The sequence below is a fragment of the Erythrobacter sp. genome (assembly GCF_038133525.1).
GTDB lineage: Bacteria > Pseudomonadota > Alphaproteobacteria > Sphingomonadales > Sphingomonadaceae > Qipengyuania.
Genome location: NZ_JAYPTL010000066.1, coordinates 1 through 15,405, shown reverse-complemented (window position 1 = coordinate 15,405; position 15,405 = coordinate 1). Strand labels below are relative to the sequence as shown.

13 protein-coding genes are annotated in these 15,405 nt (G+C 61.4%); 9 read left to right on the top strand and 4 right to left on the bottom strand.

Annotated elements, in window-relative coordinates:
- A partial coding sequence (locus AAFM29_RS14515) for a M20/M25/M40 family metallo-hydrolase (protein ID WP_341713504.1) occupies positions 1 to 1,052 on the top strand: 1,052 nt, incomplete at its 5' end.
- A 57-nt stretch (positions 1,053 to 1,109) separates the two neighbouring features.
- Positions 1,110 to 2,531 carry a M20/M25/M40 family metallo-hydrolase gene (locus AAFM29_RS14510; protein ID WP_341713503.1) on the top strand — a complete coding sequence of 474 codons (1,422 nt, stop codon included), beginning with the start codon at positions 1,110 to 1,112 and terminating at the stop codon, positions 2,529 to 2,531.
- Here the strand turns inward: AAFM29_RS14510 and AAFM29_RS14505 are convergent.
- A complete protein-coding gene (locus AAFM29_RS14505; RefSeq protein ID WP_341713502.1) occupies positions 2,528 to 3,331 on the bottom strand; it encodes a PIG-L family deacetylase in 804 nt (267 codons plus the stop codon). The two genes, AAFM29_RS14510 and AAFM29_RS14505, sit on opposite strands and share 4 nt — an antisense overlap.
- Positions 3,332 to 3,463: 132 nt before the next feature.
- Here AAFM29_RS14505 and AAFM29_RS14500 point away from each other — a divergent pair, with 132 nt between their 5' ends.
- The 3 genes from AAFM29_RS14500 to AAFM29_RS14490 all read left to right on the top strand — a co-directional run bounded on the left by AAFM29_RS14500 (position 3,464) and on the right by AAFM29_RS14490 (position 8,751).
- On the top strand, positions 3,464 to 5,020 hold the full coding sequence (locus AAFM29_RS14500; RefSeq protein WP_341713501.1) for a class I adenylate-forming enzyme family protein: 1,557 nt from the start codon (positions 3,464 to 3,466) through the stop codon (positions 5,018 to 5,020).
- A 581-nt stretch (positions 5,021 to 5,601) separates the two neighbouring features.
- Positions 5,602 to 7,176: a glutamine-hydrolyzing GMP synthase gene (gene guaA, locus AAFM29_RS14495; protein ID WP_341713500.1), complete on the top strand. Its 1,575-nt coding sequence runs from the start codon at positions 5,602 to 5,604 to the stop codon at positions 7,174 to 7,176.
- A gap of 318 nt (positions 7,177 to 7,494) precedes the next feature.
- Complete coding sequence (locus AAFM29_RS14490; RefSeq protein ID WP_099503732.1) at positions 7,495 to 8,751, top strand: tyrosine-type recombinase/integrase; 1,257 nt, start codon at positions 7,495 to 7,497, stop codon at positions 8,749 to 8,751.
- Here AAFM29_RS14490 and AAFM29_RS14485 read toward each other — a convergent pair.
- The 3 genes from AAFM29_RS14485 to AAFM29_RS14475 all read right to left on the bottom strand — a co-directional run bounded on the left by AAFM29_RS14485 (position 8,741) and on the right by AAFM29_RS14475 (position 12,960).
- Complete coding sequence (locus AAFM29_RS14485; protein ID WP_099503730.1) at positions 8,741 to 9,010, bottom strand: AlpA family transcriptional regulator; 270 nt, start codon at positions 9,008 to 9,010, stop codon at positions 8,741 to 8,743. The genes AAFM29_RS14490 and AAFM29_RS14485 overlap by 11 nt on opposite strands.
- Positions 9,011 to 9,340: 330 nt before the next feature.
- Complete coding sequence (locus tag AAFM29_RS14480; protein ID WP_012077404.1) at positions 9,341 to 12,370, bottom strand: Tn3 family transposase; 3,030 nt, start codon at positions 12,368 to 12,370, stop codon at positions 9,341 to 9,343.
- A complete protein-coding gene (locus AAFM29_RS14475; protein ID WP_012435588.1) occupies positions 12,367 to 12,960 on the bottom strand; it encodes a recombinase family protein in 594 nt (197 codons plus the stop codon). Before AAFM29_RS14475 ends, AAFM29_RS14480 begins: the two co-directional genes overlap by 4 nt.
- A 238-nt stretch (positions 12,961 to 13,198) precedes the next feature.
- On the opposite strand from AAFM29_RS14475, the gene AAFM29_RS14470 reads away from it, so the two are divergent.
- The 4 genes from AAFM29_RS14470 to AAFM29_RS14455 all read left to right on the top strand — a co-directional run bounded on the left by AAFM29_RS14470 (position 13,199) and on the right by AAFM29_RS14455 (position 14,966).
- Complete coding sequence (locus AAFM29_RS14470) at positions 13,199 to 13,477, top strand: hypothetical protein (protein ID WP_011342941.1); 279 nt, start codon at positions 13,199 to 13,201, stop codon at positions 13,475 to 13,477.
- Positions 13,474 to 13,758, top strand: coding sequence for a type II toxin-antitoxin system mRNA interferase toxin, RelE/StbE family (locus AAFM29_RS14465; protein WP_011342942.1), 285 nt, complete (start codon positions 13,474 to 13,476; stop codon positions 13,756 to 13,758). Before AAFM29_RS14470 ends, AAFM29_RS14465 begins: the two co-directional genes overlap by 4 nt.
- A 157-nt stretch (positions 13,759 to 13,915) precedes the next feature.
- A complete protein-coding gene (locus tag AAFM29_RS14460; RefSeq protein WP_011514928.1) occupies positions 13,916 to 14,476 on the top strand; it encodes a chlorite dismutase family protein in 561 nt (186 codons plus the stop codon).
- 133 nt (positions 14,477 to 14,609) lie between these two features.
- A complete protein-coding gene (locus AAFM29_RS14455) occupies positions 14,610 to 14,966 on the top strand; it encodes a cupin domain-containing protein (protein WP_012435589.1) in 357 nt (118 codons plus the stop codon).
- Positions 14,967 to 15,405 lie beyond the last annotated feature (439 nt).

Below are 15,405 nucleotides of genomic sequence, written 5' to 3'. Positions count from 1 at the left end.
ACCCCTTCGTGATGGTCGAGGAAGATGGCTATTATTACGCGCGCGGTATTGCCGATACGAAGGCGCTGGCGGCGATCTGGGCGGATACGCTGATGCGATATCGCCAGGCGGGTGAGCAACCGAAGCGGGCGCTCAAGCTGGCACTGACCTGCGGAGAGGAGACCAACGGTGCCTTCAATGGCGCGGAATGGCTTGCAGCCAACAAGCGCGATCTGATCGATGCCGAATTCGCCCTGAACGAGGGTGGTGGCGGGGCAACCGACGGCAAGGGAAAGGTGGTCGAGCAGGCGGTCCAGGTTGGTGAAAAGACCTTTGCCACCTTCCTCCTGGAAACGCGCAATCCCGGCGGCCACAGCTCTGTCCCCCGGCCTGACAATGCGATCTACCAGCTCGCCCACGCGCTGGTGAAGCTGGAAGGTCATGAATTCCCGCTCGAGTTCACCGACACCACGCGTGCTTATTTCCTGCAGGCCGGGTCCGGGCGCAGCGACGAGATGGGCAAGGCCATGGTCGCGCTGGCAAAGGACCCGAGCGACACGGCGGCAGAGGAAGTGGTCAATACCGACCCCTTCCTTCATTCGAACCTGCGGACCACCTGCGTTGCGACGATGCTCGATGCCGGGCACGCGCGCAATGCGCTGCCGCAACGCGCCGGGGCCTACGTCAATTGCCGTATCTTCCCCGGCCACAGCATCGAATCGGTCCGGGATGAATTGGCGGGCGTCGTGGCTGATCCCGGGGTCGGCTTCACAATACTTCCGCCCAAGCGGCCATCGCCGCCCAATCCTCCGCTCGATCCCAAGGTGATCGATCCGATGCGTGAACTGGCGGCGAAATACTGGCCCGGCGTGCCTTTCGTGACGCAGATGGCCAATGGCTATACCGATGCGACTTTCCTCGGAGCCGTCGGCATCCCGACCTATGGCGTGCCCGGCATGTGGAGCGATCCCGACGGCAATGGCGCGCATGGTCTGAATGAACGGATGGAGGTGCGATCGGTGCAGCTCGGCCGGGATTACCTCTACGAACTCGTGCGGCGCTACGCCGATTAAGACTCGACCTTGCCAGCGTGGCGTGGAACGCCGCGACAATTCATTGGAGAAATACAGATGATCGGACGTATCCTCGCTTCGGCAGCGGCATTGGCCTTGGCGGTTCCGGCAGGTGCCCAGATGAAGATCGAGCCCATGGGCCCCCTGCGTCCCGATCAGCAGCAATTCTTCGATCTCTACAAGGAGCTGGTGGAAACCAACACGACGGTTACCAACGGATCCTGCACGCAGGCTTCGGCGCAGCTCGCCGCGCGGCTTGAAGCGGCAGGCGTGCCCAAATCCGACATCACGCTCTTCTCGGTTCCCGAACATCCCAAGGATGGTGGCATCGTGGTCGTCTGGCAGGGCAAGTCCAAGACGCTCAAGCCCATGCTGCTGCTGGGTCACATCGACGTGGTTGAAGCCAAGCGCGAGGACTGGGTGCGCGAACCCTTCAAGATGATCGAGGAAGACGGCTATTACTATGCGCGCGGCGTGGCGGACGACAAGTTCATGTCTGCCGTCTGGGCCGATACGCTGGTTCGCTTTGCGCAGGACGGATACCATCCAAAGCGCACCGTAAAGATCGCACTGACTTGCGGTGAAGAGACCGATACCGCCTTTAATGGTGCGCAATACCTCTCGGCCGAGAGGCGCGACCTGATCGATGCCGAATTCGCGCTCAACGAAGGCGGCGGTGGGCGCACCGACGGCAAGGGCAATTTGCTGGTCCAGACGATCCAGGTGGGTGAAAAGGTCTACCAGGATTACAAACTGGTCACGACCAACCCCGGCGGGCACAGCTCGCAGCCGGTCCGCGACAATGCAATCTATCGCATGTCCGCGGCGCTATCGAAGATCGGTAACTATGAGTTCCCGGCGGAGTTCAACGATACCACCCGGGCCTTCTTCACCAAGGCTTCGGCGATGCGCCCCGATGAAACCGGCAAGGCGATGGCGGCACTTGTCGCCAATATCGACGATGCCGAAGCCCTGGCGGTGGTGGACAAGGACAAGATGCTCCACTCGCTGTTGCGCACGACTTGTGTCGCAACGCTGATCGATGGCGGCCATGCGCCCAATGCGCTGCCGCAGCGGGTGGAGGCCAACGTCAACTGCCGCATCTTCCCTGGCCACACCCCGGCGGAAATCAAGGATGAACTCGCGCGGGTCATCGGTGACGATGGCATCTCGATCGCCTTCGCGCGTACCGACAAGCCGCTGGCAGTGAACCCGCCGCTCGATCCCAAGCTGATCGGACCGATGGAAAAGCTTGCCGCGAAATATTTCCCCGGAGTCCCCGTACTGCCGGCAATGTCGACCGGGGCGACCGACGGGGTTTACACCGGTGGCGCGGGCATCCCGACCTATGGCGTTCCGAGTGCCTGGGGTGACCCGGACGGCAACGGCGTGCACGGGCTCAACGAAAGGCTCAACATTCGCGGGATCTATACCGCGCGTGACTACCTCTACGATCTGGTTAAGACGCTGGCGAACTAACGCTCCAGTGCCAGCAAGTCCTCGCCCCGTGCCGGCTCGAGCGCGGGGCGGAAGGGCACGCCGCCTTGCCAGACGCTGGCGGTGAGCGCCGGGACCAGCGCCCCGCGCGTGGCGGCGTCATATTGGCTGACGTGGCATGCGAAGGCGTCAGCCGCTGCGGCGACGGATCCAGGTGCAAAGCTGGCGCGTACGGTCAGCAGATCCGGCGCAGTTTCCGCCCACCCCATTGCAACCAGCTCCGGGATCGGCGGCAACGTGCCGTTTGCCATTGCGGGATAGAGCAAGAGCGGGCGGTCGGTTTCTCGCGCTGCGACAATCTGGCTGGCCACGGCGCCAACCAGCCGATGGTCGGGATGGCCATAGCCGCCGTCGGGTCCCCAGGTGATGACGATGTCGGGTTGTTCTTCTTCGACCAGCGCAGAAAGGCGATCCTGGAGGCTGCGCAAAGGCGCCCAGGGCGGGCGGGCAATCGCGCCAAGCTGGCCATCGCCGAAATTGAGCAAGGCGGGATCGGCCAGTCCAAGCGCACGCGAGGCGCAACGCGCCTCTTCGCTGCGCAGCGCGGAAATCTGGGGGCCGGGGGTGAGGTCGGTTTCGGGAGCAGAAAGGTCCCCCTGCGTTGCATAGGCGATGCGGACATGCGCCCCGCGTGCTGCAGCGTCCGCGAGTGCAGGTGCCGCCACCGTTTCATCGTCCGGGTGTGCGAATATCGCGAGAATGCGCGGCTGGTCGGAGTCCTCGGCGTGGAGCGGCGTGGTGGTAGCCGACAATGCCAGGGCAAGAATGGGCAGTATGCGCATGGTCCGGGTGTCTCTCCTCATCCGGTCGCGAATTGAACGAAGGGCGGGGGCGAAGCAAGCGTGACGTCAGTGACGTCGGCGGACTGCGATTGCCCCCTCGACAACTTCGACGCGCCCCCTAAGGATAGGTGCATGGGAGAGATGCAGACCGCCGCCGTACTTGCCGAGCCATTCGGTGATTTTTCCGCAATCCTCGCGGCCAATGCCGTCGCCTTGGGTGGCGAGATCGCCATGCGCGACGATGCTGGCGAGCTTAGCTGGGCGCAGCTGGGCGACCGGGTCGAACGGATTGCCGCACGGCTGATCGAGGATGGCCTGCAGCGTGGCCAGTCGGTTGCGATCCTTGGTTATTCCTCGATCCCCTATGCGCTGGTGTTTCTTGCCGCGGTTCGCGCCGGCGGGGTTGCGGCGCCGCTGACGACCAGCGCCAGCCCGGAACAGCTTGCCGGCATGGCCAGCGATTCCGGGGCGAAACACATCTTCATCGATCGGGCCAAGCTGACCGAACTGGGCGAGGATTGCTTCCCCGGGATGACTCGCATCGTGCTCGACGAAGATCTCGATGGCTGGATGGCACCAGAGGGCACGCGCGCTCCCGCGTTCGTGCCTGGCCCGAAGGATCCGTTCAACATCATTTATTCGTCGGGCACCACAGGCATTCCCAAGGGCATCGTCCATTCGCATCAGATGCGCTGGCGCCAGTTCGCGACCAGCGCGGCGAGCTGGCTCGAAGCGGGCATGCCGGTGCGCAGCCTCGCGTCGACCCCGCTCTATTCGAACACCACCATGGTCGCCTTCCTACCCCCGCTGCTGGCCGGCGGGATGGTGCGGGTGATGCGCAAGTTTGATGTGCTGCGCTGGCTCGAATATGCGCAGCAGGATCGCACCACCGTGACCATGCTGGTCCCGGTGCAGTACCGCCGCTTGATGCAGGAGCCGCATTTCGACGAGTTCGATCTGTCGACACTGCAGCTCAAATATTGCACCTCGGCGCCCTTCCCGGCCGACCTCAAGCGCGAGGTACTCGACCGGATGCCTGGTGCGCTGATCGAAATCTATTCGATGACCGAAGGCGGGGTGGTCTGCCTGCTCGAAGCGCACAAATTCCCCGACAAGCTGCATACTGTCGGGCGGCCAGCGCCGGGCAGCGAGTTGAAGGTGCTCGATGACGAAGATCGCGCGGTCCCGCCGGGAACCCCCGGCAATCTGATCGGGCGCAGCCAAACGATGATGATCGGTTACAAGAACCAGCCCGACAAGACGCGTGAAGGCTATTGGACCGATCCCGAAACGGGCGAAGTATGGCAGCGCATGGGCGATATTGGCCGGGTCGATGCAGAGGGTTTCGTCGAACTGGTCGGGCGCGCCAAGGACATGATCATCTCGGGCGGCTTCAATATCTTCCCGGTCGACCTGGAAGATGAACTCGCCAAGGAAGATGATGTTGTCGAGGCGGCGGTTATCGGCGTGCCGTCGGAACGTTGGGGGGAAACCCCGGTCGGGTTCGTGACGCTGAAGGGCGTTGCGCGCGATTGCGAGGATATCCGTTCAGCGGTCAATGCGCGACTGGGCAAGACCCAGCGGCTCGCGCAACTGCATGTTATCGAAGAGATGCCACGCAGCCATATCGGCAAGCTCCTGAAGACGGAGCTGCGCGATATGGCGGCGCGACTTGGGCTGCCCGACTAGCGGGCGCTCGATCGTCAGGTGACGATCGTGTGGCCCAGCATGAGGGTGCTGAGGCTGGTTGCAAGAACCAGCACGATCAGGCGGTTCACAAAGAGAGCCATGGCTCGGTCCTTTCCTATTGTTGCCCGCAGTCCCCTGCGAGGCGCGATTGAACTGCGCACCTGTTGGGGCCTTGCGGGGTTCGAGACGCGGTGCCGGTTCGGGGGGGAGGGGGAGAGGTGAACCGGCAGCCGCGTCTCTACTCGCTGCCATATCGCCTTGTCCGGGCGGCGGGCCTCTAAGGGCGGGCCACGGGGGCAAGGAAGGCCAGTGCGGGCGGACGCATGGGGGTACGTGGGCCCGACTGTCTTGGCGGAAGCGATCCTGGGAGGAGGTCACCGCTTCCGTCTGAATGTTGTAATAATATTTCCAGTTCGCGAACTAAAGTGAGAAAACATCGAGATGTGTTGCGTTTCATGCAACACAAATGGCGCTGCGCGATCCGGCCTTGCATCCAGTACGGGTGCGTGTCCTCACTTCTATGCACCGCTCGGGGCCGCCAATGCTGGACAGCTACGGCATGCTGCCCCTAACGGGGCGCCATGGACGACGCGCACCTTCCCGATTCCATCCTCATCGTCGATTTCGGCAGCCAGGTCACCCAGCTCATCGCCCGCCGCGTGCGCGAGGCTGGGGTCTATTCCGAGATCGCGCCCTTCACCATGGCGGAAGAGGCCTTCCACCGACTCAAGCCCAAGGGGATCATCCTTTCGGGCTCACCCGCCGGAGTGCCCGAAGATGGCAGCCCGCGCGCGCCAGAGATGCTGTTCGAAGCGGGCGTGCCGATCCTTGGTATCTGCTATGGCCAGCAGGTCATGAGCCACCAGCTTGGTGGGCGCGTCGAGCCGGGCAAGGACGGTGAATGGGATGGCGAATTCGGCCGTGCCTATATCACCGTGACCAAGAGCTGCGCGCTGTTCGACGGATTGTGGCAGGTCGGTGAGCGGCACCAGGTGTGGATGAGCCACGGCGACAAGGTCACCCAGTTCGCCCCCGGCTTCGAAATCGTCGCCACTTCGGACGGCGCCCCTTTCGCGGTCATCGCCGACGAGGAGCGCAAGTTTTACGGCACGCAATTCCACCCCGAGGTGGTCCACACGCCCGATGGCGGCAAGCTGCTCGCCAATTTCGTGCGCCACGTCTGTGGTCTCGCCGGCGACTGGACCATGGCCGAATTCCGCAAGACCAAGATCGAGGAAATTCGCGCCCAAGTCGGTGATGGAAAGGTCATCTGTGGCCTGTCGGGCGGGGTCGATAGCGCGGTGGCTGCGGTCCTGATTCACGAAGCGATCGGCGACCAACTGACCTGCGTTTTCGTCGATCACGGGCTAATGCGGATGAACGAGGCTGAGCAGGTCGTTACCCTGTTCCGCGATCACTATAATATCCCGCTGGTCCATGTGGATGCCGAACAGCTGTTCCTCTCCGGTCTCGAAGGCGAGACCGACCCCGAGAAGAAGCGCAAGTTCATCGGCAAGACCTTCATCGACGTGTTCGAGGAAGAAGCGAAGAAGATCGGCGGGGCCGACTTCCTGGCCCAGGGTACACTTTACCCCGATGTGATCGCAAGCGTCAGCTTCACCCGCGGGCCCTCGGTCACGATCAAGAGCCACCACAATGTCGGCGGCCTGCCCGAGCGGATGAACATGAAGCTGGTCGAGCCGCTGCGCGAGCTGTTCAAGGACGAGGTCCGCGCGCTTGGCCGTGAGCTCGGCCTGCCCGAAGTTTTCGTCGGTCGTCATCCATTCCCCGGACCGGGCCTCGCGATCCGTATCCCGGGCGAGGTGACCAAGGAACGGTGCGATATCCTGCGCAAGGCCGATGCGATCTACCTCGAGGAAATCCGCAACGCGGGTCTCTATGACGCAATCTGGCAGGCCTTTGCGGTCCTGCTGCCGGTCAAGACTGTGGGTGTGATGGGCGACTATCGTACCTATGACAGCGTCTGCGGTCTGCGCGCGGTGACCAGTACCGATGGCATGACCGCGGATATCTATCCCTTCGATGCGCAGTTCCTCAGCCGTTGCGCCACGCGCATCATCAACGAGGTCAAGGGCATCAACCGCGTGGTCTACGACTATACGTCGAAGCCGCCGGGCACCATCGAGTGGGAATGATTTTTGCCCCTCCGGCAGTATCCGATTGTACGCCAGGGTACGGCATAAGTATCTGAATAACAAAGATAAAACTGTCATCGTCTATCGCCATCTATCGAGGGACAGTGCTCCGGTTTGACGGTATAGTGGACGGTATGGGGGAACTTGTTCGGTTAGAGATTTCGCTATACCGTCATGGCCAAGAGAGCTGCTGACGGTATAGTTTTTGGCCTTAAGGCATTGAAAGAGCGAATGAAATTCACTTTCAGTGACCCCAGTTTTGGGCTGACGGTATAATCGGTGCCTCTCTGCTGTTTTTGGACAGATTTGGAGGTCTCCATGCTCACGGACACAGCGATTAAGGCGCTGAAAGCACAGAAGAAATTGTACAAGGTGAGTGACCGTGACGGTATGTATGTCGTGGTCCAGCCGTCCGGGGCGATCGTGTTTCGGTACGACTATCGACTCAACGGACGGCGCGAGACGCTGACGCTCGGCCGATATGGCCCTGACGGCCTCTCACTTGCCAGGGCTCGCGAGAAGCTGATCGATGCGAAGCGGGCCATTTCAGAGGGGCGGTCGCCTGCTCAAGAGAAGCAGCATGACAAGCGGCGACTGAAGGAGGCGAAGCGATTCGGCGAGTTCGGCGAAAAGTGGTTCCAGGAGTCGCGCATGGCGGACAGCACGCGGGCTATGCGGCGCTCCATCTACGAGCGCGACATTCTGCCGACATTCCGAAACAGGCTCCTAACGGAGATCACGCCGGACGATCTCCGTATGATGTGTGGGAAAGTGAAGGATCGCGGCGCTCCAGCCACGGCCGTCCATGTGCGCGATATCGTGAAGCTGATCTTTGCATTCGCCATCCTGCATGGCGAGAAGGTCGCCAACCCAGCGGATGAGGTTGGGCCTGCGTCCATCGCGACCTTCGTGCCGAAGGATCGGTCCCTATCGCCCGCGGAGATCCGCGTCATGCTCGGTCAGCTTGAGCATGTGCCGACACTGCCGACCATACGGTTGGGAATGAAGCTTTTCCTCCTGACGATGGTCAGGAAGAGCGAGCTCCAGGATGCCACCTGGGATGAGGTCGATTTTGAGAACGCCGTCTGGTCGATACCCAAGGAAAGAATGAAGCGGTCGAAGGCACACAACGTCTACCTGTCTCAGCAGGCCATCGACATCTTCATCGCGTTGAAAACCTGCGCCGGCAATTCGCGCTATGTCCTTCCGTCGCGATATGACGCTGACGCGCCAATGTCGCGGGCGACGTTCAACCGGATCACGACCGCCGTGGTCGCTAGAGCGAAAAAGGAGGGGCTGCCACTTGAGCCCTTCACTGTTCACGATCTTCGACGCACCGGGTCCACTTTGTTGAACGAACTCGGCTTCAACAGCGACTGGATCGAGAAGTGCTTGGCGCATGAGGACGGACGGTCCTCGCGTGGCGTCTACAACAAGGCGGAGTATGAGCACCAGCGCCGGCATATGATGCAGGAGTGGTCCAACCTGGTGGACGCTTGGGTCGCGGGTCGGAAGTATGTGCCGACCCTGCTCCCGGCCACGATGGAGCTGCTTGAGCTCGAGCCTAGTGTTTGACAGGCCGAGAGCGGCGCAATCTCACGTCGGGGCTTGGAGCGCGTTCGATAGCATTGGCCCGAGAGGCACGGCGTCGAGCGTCAAGCCAAGCTTCGACTTCTGCCAGATCCCAGACGACGCAACGCGAGGTGAGATAGAAGCGCTGCGGGAATTCTCCTCGCTGCTCCATGTCGTAGATTGTGCTGTCGGCAAGCGGCACGATCTCTCGTAGCTGATGCCGGCGAATTGTCCTGCGGGCGACATGCGGCGCAACGCTCATACCGTATCTCCACTTCTTTACTCTTGTGGAGATAGAAGGCGATAGATCTTCCGATTTGAAGCCGCCGCGTGAAGGGATGCGGTAATATCGGGCTATAGCGTGCACATCGGACGGGCCGTCTCAACGGGCAAGTGCCATCTAGGAGTGTCGGCTGACCCTTGGGTTCTTGTTTGAAGCGCCGTCATCCGTGGAATAGCAGCCCGATGAAAGCCGCGACTCACTTCAAAATCCGCCGTAGAAATACGTGTCGGTTCGAATCCGACCGCCCGCACCATCTACCCAAAGCGGCACCCTAAATGGGGTTCTAAGCCAGAACCGCCGAAATTTCCGTCATCCCAGCTCCAGCCCCGCCACGAGCGCATCCAGGTCGATCATCTTGCCGTCGCTCTGGAAGGTGTAATGCCCGTTCAGCAGGATGTGCCGCCAGGCCGCCGGCGATATCTGGGTCAGGAGAGCGTGCGCCTTGGCGTTGCCGCTCGCCTCGTACTTCATCAGCAGCCGCGAGAGGATGGCCGAGTTGTAGAAGATGACCGCGTTGGCGATCAGCCTGGCGCACTGGTTGCTGATCTCAATTTCGATGTCGGTGCGCCCGGTCAATTCCTTCTTGCCGCCGACCTGGGCGATGGTTGAGCGTAGCTGGTGATAGGACTCGATGCGGTTCTGTGAGCGGTGAACGTTGCGCTCCAGTTGCGGATCGCGCAGGTAGCGCAGCGTGTAGATGCTGCGGATGAGCTTGTCGAACTCGAACACCGCGCGCCGCGTGGGGTTCGGCGCGGTGTAGGTGCATAGCTTGCGGATCAGCGTGCCCTGCGTCATCTCCTTCAGTCCGAGCGTGGCGACAATCTGGTCGAGGTTCGGCTTCTCGCTGACTATGAGATCGCGGTCGATTCTCCCGGCCGGCCGGATCAGGCACTGATCGTACAGCGCCGGATCGTCGGCACTGTAGAGTTCCTTCAACTGATCGCCAAGGTCGGTGAAGCGCGGCTCGAAACGCAGGCCGAACCAGTGCAGGATAGCGAAGTTGGCCTTGTTGACGCTGTGCATGTCGCCGGTGATCGCGGTCGGCACGATGTCCGACGTGTTGCGATACCAGATGTCGAACACGTGATGGGCCTCGTAATCGTGCGCGCCGATCAGGTAGCCGTTGAGCGGCACGTGGTTGCACAGCAGCGTGTAGGCGACCACGCCCTTGCCGCGCCCAAAGTATTTGCGCGAGTGGCGCGCTTTCACGGTCGGCCGCTCGACGCCGAATTTCTGACCATCGACGGCACCGTACAGTGCATCGAGGTCGAACGAGTAGTACGGGAAGATCGGCAGCGCGGCGATGGCGTTGCTGATGCAGTCGTTGGCCGCGTGCAGCGTTGCGTGGCGCAGGTACTGTTGGTAGGCGCTCTCCAGCACGTGGTACGGGATGTCGCTGGTGCGTGCCATGACCTGGTTGCCGTGGTTCATCGCCTGCGCGATGATGACCGCCATCAGGCTGTCGGCGTCGGCGACCTTCTTCGCATAGCGCGGCTGCAAAGGCGTCAGCGCCGACAGGAACTGGCACTGGCCGTTGACGAAGCGGAACACGTCGGCCACGTCGCAGAACGGCAGTTGCTCGTAGAACGCCTTCTCGCGCGCCTTCTGGTTCTCGCCCTTGGGCTTGCGCCATGTCAGCTTCTGCGTGTCCTTGTCGTATTCTAGGTGCGTCAGCTTGCCCTGCTTCAGCTCGCGGTTGAAGGCCAGCCACTGAGCGCGCAGCTCGGTCGCGAGCGCATCGAGCTGGGCATCGAGTGGCTGCCGCAGGAACGGGATGTCGATCTGCGCCAGCACGGCGGCCTTCTCATCCAGCGAAACCAGCTCGTCGGAAAAATGCCGGTGCTGCAAGCTGTCGTCGAGGTAGAGTTCACCCGACTGGAAGCGCTTCCTGACCTGGCGGTACAGCCAGAACTCGTAGCGGTCGGCATGCAGGTCCGTCGGCTTGCCATCGGCATCGAAGGTCAGCAGGTACGGTCGCAAGCGTTTCGGCAGCGTGGCCGCTGGACATTCGGCGAGCGGCCGTTGCGATAGGCGCTGCTGTTTGGCGAACACGTCCTTGGCCCAGGCCAGCGCCACGAGCCACGGGCTGCCCGGATCAGTGCCAGCGAGGTCGAGCGCGACATACAGCGGCCGAAGATGGCGGCGGATGCGCTCAGCCAGGCCGTCCACCGCCTGCCAGTGCAAAGCCAGCTTGCTCACCGGCTTCACGCTCATGCGCTGCGCGGTGGTTTGCAGCGTATCGCGGGGCATGATTTTGTAGGCGCGCTGGCGCACATCGCCGAACGGCGTGGGATCGGGCACGCTGTCGTCGATGTAAAGCGACAGCAGGCGGCCGACCTGCGGTGTGTCTTGCTGACGGCGCACCTGCTCGGCGACAAAGGATTGCTTTGCGCCCGCACTGCTTTCGTCCTCCAACTGCTTCATGTGGTAGGCCATCGCATCGACCAGGTTGTCGGAAAGCTGCCGGTAGCGCACCCAGGCATAGCAAAGCAGGTAGAGGTAGGTCTGATCGGCCTTCAGGTTGCGTAGATCGTGGACGGTGTAGAAGTTCGCCAGGCTGGCGTAGTACAGCAGATTCTGCTGCGAGACGCCGAGCTTGGGCAGCAGCGCCTTGGCGATCCGGTGCAGCGGCTCCAGCGTGGCGCGCTTTTCGCGTTCGCGGGCCATCTGACGCCAGCCAAAGTCCTTGGCGTCCTGCTTGAGCGCCGCCAATTGCGACAGGGTGTCGTCACGCACTAGAAGCCGACCCAGCGCGGCCTTGGCCGATTCGTCCAACACTTCCGACAGCAGGCCAGCCAGCCGCCGACGCTCGGCGGACAGGGCTTCGCTCACCAGCTCTTGCAGGGTGGTATAGCCGGGCCGGATGATCTTGTGCTCGTTTAGCCAGACGATCAGCTCGGCGGCGATGAACCCCGGCATCACGTCGCGCCGCACGGTCTGCGCGGCCTGCTGCGCGAGCTGCGCCAGGAACTCGGCCGCCCACGGCCGGTAGCCGAACAGATCGGCAATCCACTCGCGCTGGGTGTAGTGCTCGTGCTTGGAGATTGGCTTGTGCTCGAAGGACTCGCCGTGGAAGTAGCGGCTCAGCACGAAGGCGCAATCGTGCTCGACCTCACTCCAGTCGAAGCGGAAGAAGGCATGCTTGGCCTTGAAGTAACCGATCTGCAAGATGCAATAGACCTGGGCATGGAGACCAGGCCGGCTGCTGGCGAGCGCCAGTTCGGTTTCAGTCAACGCCAAGTATTCCAGCCGCTGGGCGTCGTCGAAGTCCGGCAGGCCGTACAGGGCTTCCTGCTCGGCGTCCGACAGGACGGTCAATCGTTCGCTCTTGGTCGTCATCGCGATGACGCTCCACGAGAGCCCGTCCAACCAACCCGTGCCAGGGTCTCGATCAGCGTGGTTCGCTTGACGCCGAAGTTGCGGCACACCGCCGCCTTGGACATGCCGCCATCGAGCGCAGCGACGATGGCCTCCAGCTTCTCGCCGGTGATCGCCTGCGGCCGGCCGCCGATCCGGCCGCGTTTGCGGGCGGCAGCCAGACCGGCGACGACACGTTCCTGGATCAAGGCGCGTTCGTACTGCGCGAGCGCGCCGAACACCTGGAACAGAAACTCGCCCGAGGGCGTCGTGGTATCCAGGTTCTCCGTCAGCGAGCGGAACGCCACCTGCTTTTTCTTGAGCGAGGTCACGATGGCGAGCAAGTGCGACAACGAACGGCCGAGCCGGTCGAGCTTCCACACGACCAACACGTCGCCAGGGCGAACGAATTCGAGCGCCCGCGCCAGGCCCGCGCGGTCGTCCTTCGCGCCGGAAGCATGATCCTCGAACAGATGCCGCGCATCGACGCCGACGGCGAGCAGCGCATCGCGCTGCAAGTTCGTGCTCTGGCGGTCGGAGTCCGACGACACGCGCATGTAACCTACCAACATAAGCGGAAAACCATTAAGACGAGGTTTCCGTATGGTAGCGTCTGGCGACAGAGTTTTCCGCACAATTTTGCGGCCACTCGGAGGTTGGTGCAGAGGACCGTTGAAGGCCTGTCGAAAAACAAATGTTTTCCGACAGGCCTTGGCCTAGCGCACGCCCGCCTTGCAGCGTTCTGTGAATAGCGCTTAGTAATGACGGCGTATATACTTTGTTAGTATCAAGTGGCAGGAGGCCCCGATCATGTCAAAACAAGCCGTTTTCACGATGAAGCTGGAGCCTGAGTTGCGCGCCGAGTTTATGGCCGAAGCCGAGGCGGCCCATCGCCCGGCGTCGCAAGTGCTGCGCGAGCTGATGCGCGAGTTCGTTCAGCGCCAGCGCGAGTCGCGCGAGTACGACGAGTTCCTGCGCCGCAAGGTCGAAGCCGGCCGGGCTTCGATGCGCGCTGGATTGGGGCGGTCGAACGATGAAGTTGAGGCCGAATTCGCCGCACGGCGTGCCAGTGTGGCGAGCCAGGCGTGAGGGTTGTTTGGACGCCCGAAGCGCAGCAAGACCGTGCCGATGTGTGGGACTACATCGCAGCCGACAATCCGCGCGCGGCGGCCCGGATGGATGAGATTTTCAGCGACGCGGCCGCCCGCTTGATCCAGCACCCCATGCTGGGCAAGCCGGGAAAGATTCCCGGGACCCGCGAGTTGATCCCGCACGAAAGCTATCGCCTGGTGTATCAGATCGACGGCGAAACGGTGTGGATACTGACGCTGGTTCATACTGCCCGCCTGTGGCCGCCTGTGCGCGATTAAGATATGATCATGTTCAGCAGTTTCGATTCGAAAGTTCAATGTGATTGCTGCGGGCGGTCGTCGCAGTTGCGCGGAGGCGATGATGCACAAGCACGGGATCGGCAGATAGGTTCTTCGAAGCTGCAAGAGTTAAAACATTCACACATGAAAGATTGAAATGGATACACGATTATTTGCTTTCGTCGGCGCAGACATTGGCCCTTGGCGGATTGTCAGGGCCGAAACGAGAGTTGGCGAGCCCCTGCCTGAAGCCAAAAGGCTCAACGTCGTATCCGCTTCAGAGTTGCAGTCTGAAACCAATGCACCCTGGATACTTCGTGGAATAACCAGCAATGAACGATATGTCATGCGCGCAGAGAAGAATGAAATTGTAGCGAAGCAGCAAGGTCTGGCGCGCCCAGAAGCAACGTGCGGTGCGCTAATACCGATCCGGAAGAACGCAGCTTGGTGGGAGCTCACGCAAGACGAACGCCGGAGCGTTTTCGAACAGTCGAAGCACGTCCAAATCGGGCTTCAGTATTTGCCTGCAGTAGCGCGCAAGCTCCACCACTGCCGCGACCTCTCAGAGAATGAACCGTTCGATTTTCTGAATTGGTTCGAATACGCGCCAATTCATGAGGTTGAGTTCAACAGGCTGCTTTCCGAACTGCGTGCGTCAGAGGAATGGAAATACGTCGACCGAGAAGTCGATATTCGTCTTACGCAAGCACAGGTCTAACCCGCCGATGAACACGGACCCCCAACAGCGGCGCGTTGCGCCGCCGTTTCGGGCCGGTTATCGGCAACGTAGAACTCTCGGATACAGTTGTTCTGTAATAACTTCTCAAGCCAAATTGATTTTTGGAGTGGATATGGAAATGGAATCAAGAATATTTTCGGTAACAGAATATATTCGTCCGTCTGACGGCGAACCAATTCGTTCAGTGGTTCTGGAAACCAAGGACTCAGCAGTTGTTGTTTGGCATGCCCATCCTGGGCAAGAAATAACCGCTCATGTTCACCCGGACGGCCAAGATACTTGGACGGTTATCTCTGGAGAGGCTGAGTATTACCAAGGAGGCGGCAAAGTCGCTCATCTAAAGGCTGGAGATATTGCCATAGCAAAACCTGGCCAAGTGCATGGCGCTCTAAATACTAGTCCAGTGCCGTTTGTATTTGTCTCAGTGGTTGCATCTGGCAACGCGGGTTTTGCGTTGGCTGAAAAATAGTCTTTCTCAAATGTGTGCCCCAGAGAGTTCTAACCCATCCATCAACACGGACGCTGCGCGATGAAGCCGCGCCGCGCCGGCTAACTCCACGTTGAGCGTCAGCTTTCCATATGTCTGGGGGTCTGCAACGGGTCGGGTGCCGTCGCGTGCGCAGTGTCAAAGCTGACATGACTAATACATGAGATGGGCTGATGCTCGCCGTCCGGTCAGGCAGCTGCCCCCCTGCAGGACTCACAGCAGTTGTATGCCACCCGTCATCCGAGACGTCAGTCGGCCTCATCCAGACCGGAACAATCTGGACGTGACGTCCGGCTGGCATTGCCGTGATCGAAATGGCGGCTAGTGACACGACTGTTGGGTCTACCCCATCGACCGGGCGCGGGACAAGCCACGTTGATCGGCTGACGGAATTTTCGGCGGTTCCGGCTTAGAACCCCAA

What these genes read in the sequence shown, in the direction of transcription:
- AAFM29_RS14470 (WP_011342941.1), top strand. Translation starts at nt 13,199, where the DNA reads ATGTCAAAACAAGCCGTTTTCACGATGAAGCTGGAGCCTGAGTTGCGC.
- AAFM29_RS14505 (WP_341713502.1), bottom strand. Translation starts at nt 3,331, where the DNA reads ATGCGCATACTGCCCATTCTTGCCCTGGCATTGTCGGCTACCACCACG.
- AAFM29_RS14475 (WP_012435588.1), bottom strand. Translation starts at nt 12,960, where the DNA reads ATGTTGGTAGGTTACATGCGCGTGTCGTCGGACTCCGACCGCCAGAGC.
- AAFM29_RS14460 (WP_011514928.1), top strand. Translation starts at nt 13,916, where the DNA reads ATGGATACACGATTATTTGCTTTCGTCGGCGCAGACATTGGCCCTTGG.
- AAFM29_RS14480 (WP_012077404.1), bottom strand. Translation starts at nt 12,370, where the DNA reads ATGACGACCAAGAGCGAACGATTGACCGTCCTGTCGGACGCCGAGCAG.
- guaA (WP_341713500.1), top strand. Translation starts at nt 5,602, where the DNA reads ATGGACGACGCGCACCTTCCCGATTCCATCCTCATCGTCGATTTCGGC.
- AAFM29_RS14485 (WP_099503730.1), bottom strand. Translation starts at nt 9,010, where the DNA reads ATGAGCGTTGCGCCGCATGTCGCCCGCAGGACAATTCGCCGGCATCAG.
- AAFM29_RS14500 (WP_341713501.1), top strand. Translation starts at nt 3,464, where the DNA reads ATGGGAGAGATGCAGACCGCCGCCGTACTTGCCGAGCCATTCGGTGAT.
- AAFM29_RS14455 (WP_012435589.1), top strand. Translation starts at nt 14,610, where the DNA reads ATGGAAATGGAATCAAGAATATTTTCGGTAACAGAATATATTCGTCCG.
- AAFM29_RS14510 (WP_341713503.1), top strand. Translation starts at nt 1,110, where the DNA reads ATGATCGGACGTATCCTCGCTTCGGCAGCGGCATTGGCCTTGGCGGTT.
- AAFM29_RS14490 (WP_099503732.1), top strand. Translation starts at nt 7,495, where the DNA reads ATGCTCACGGACACAGCGATTAAGGCGCTGAAAGCACAGAAGAAATTG.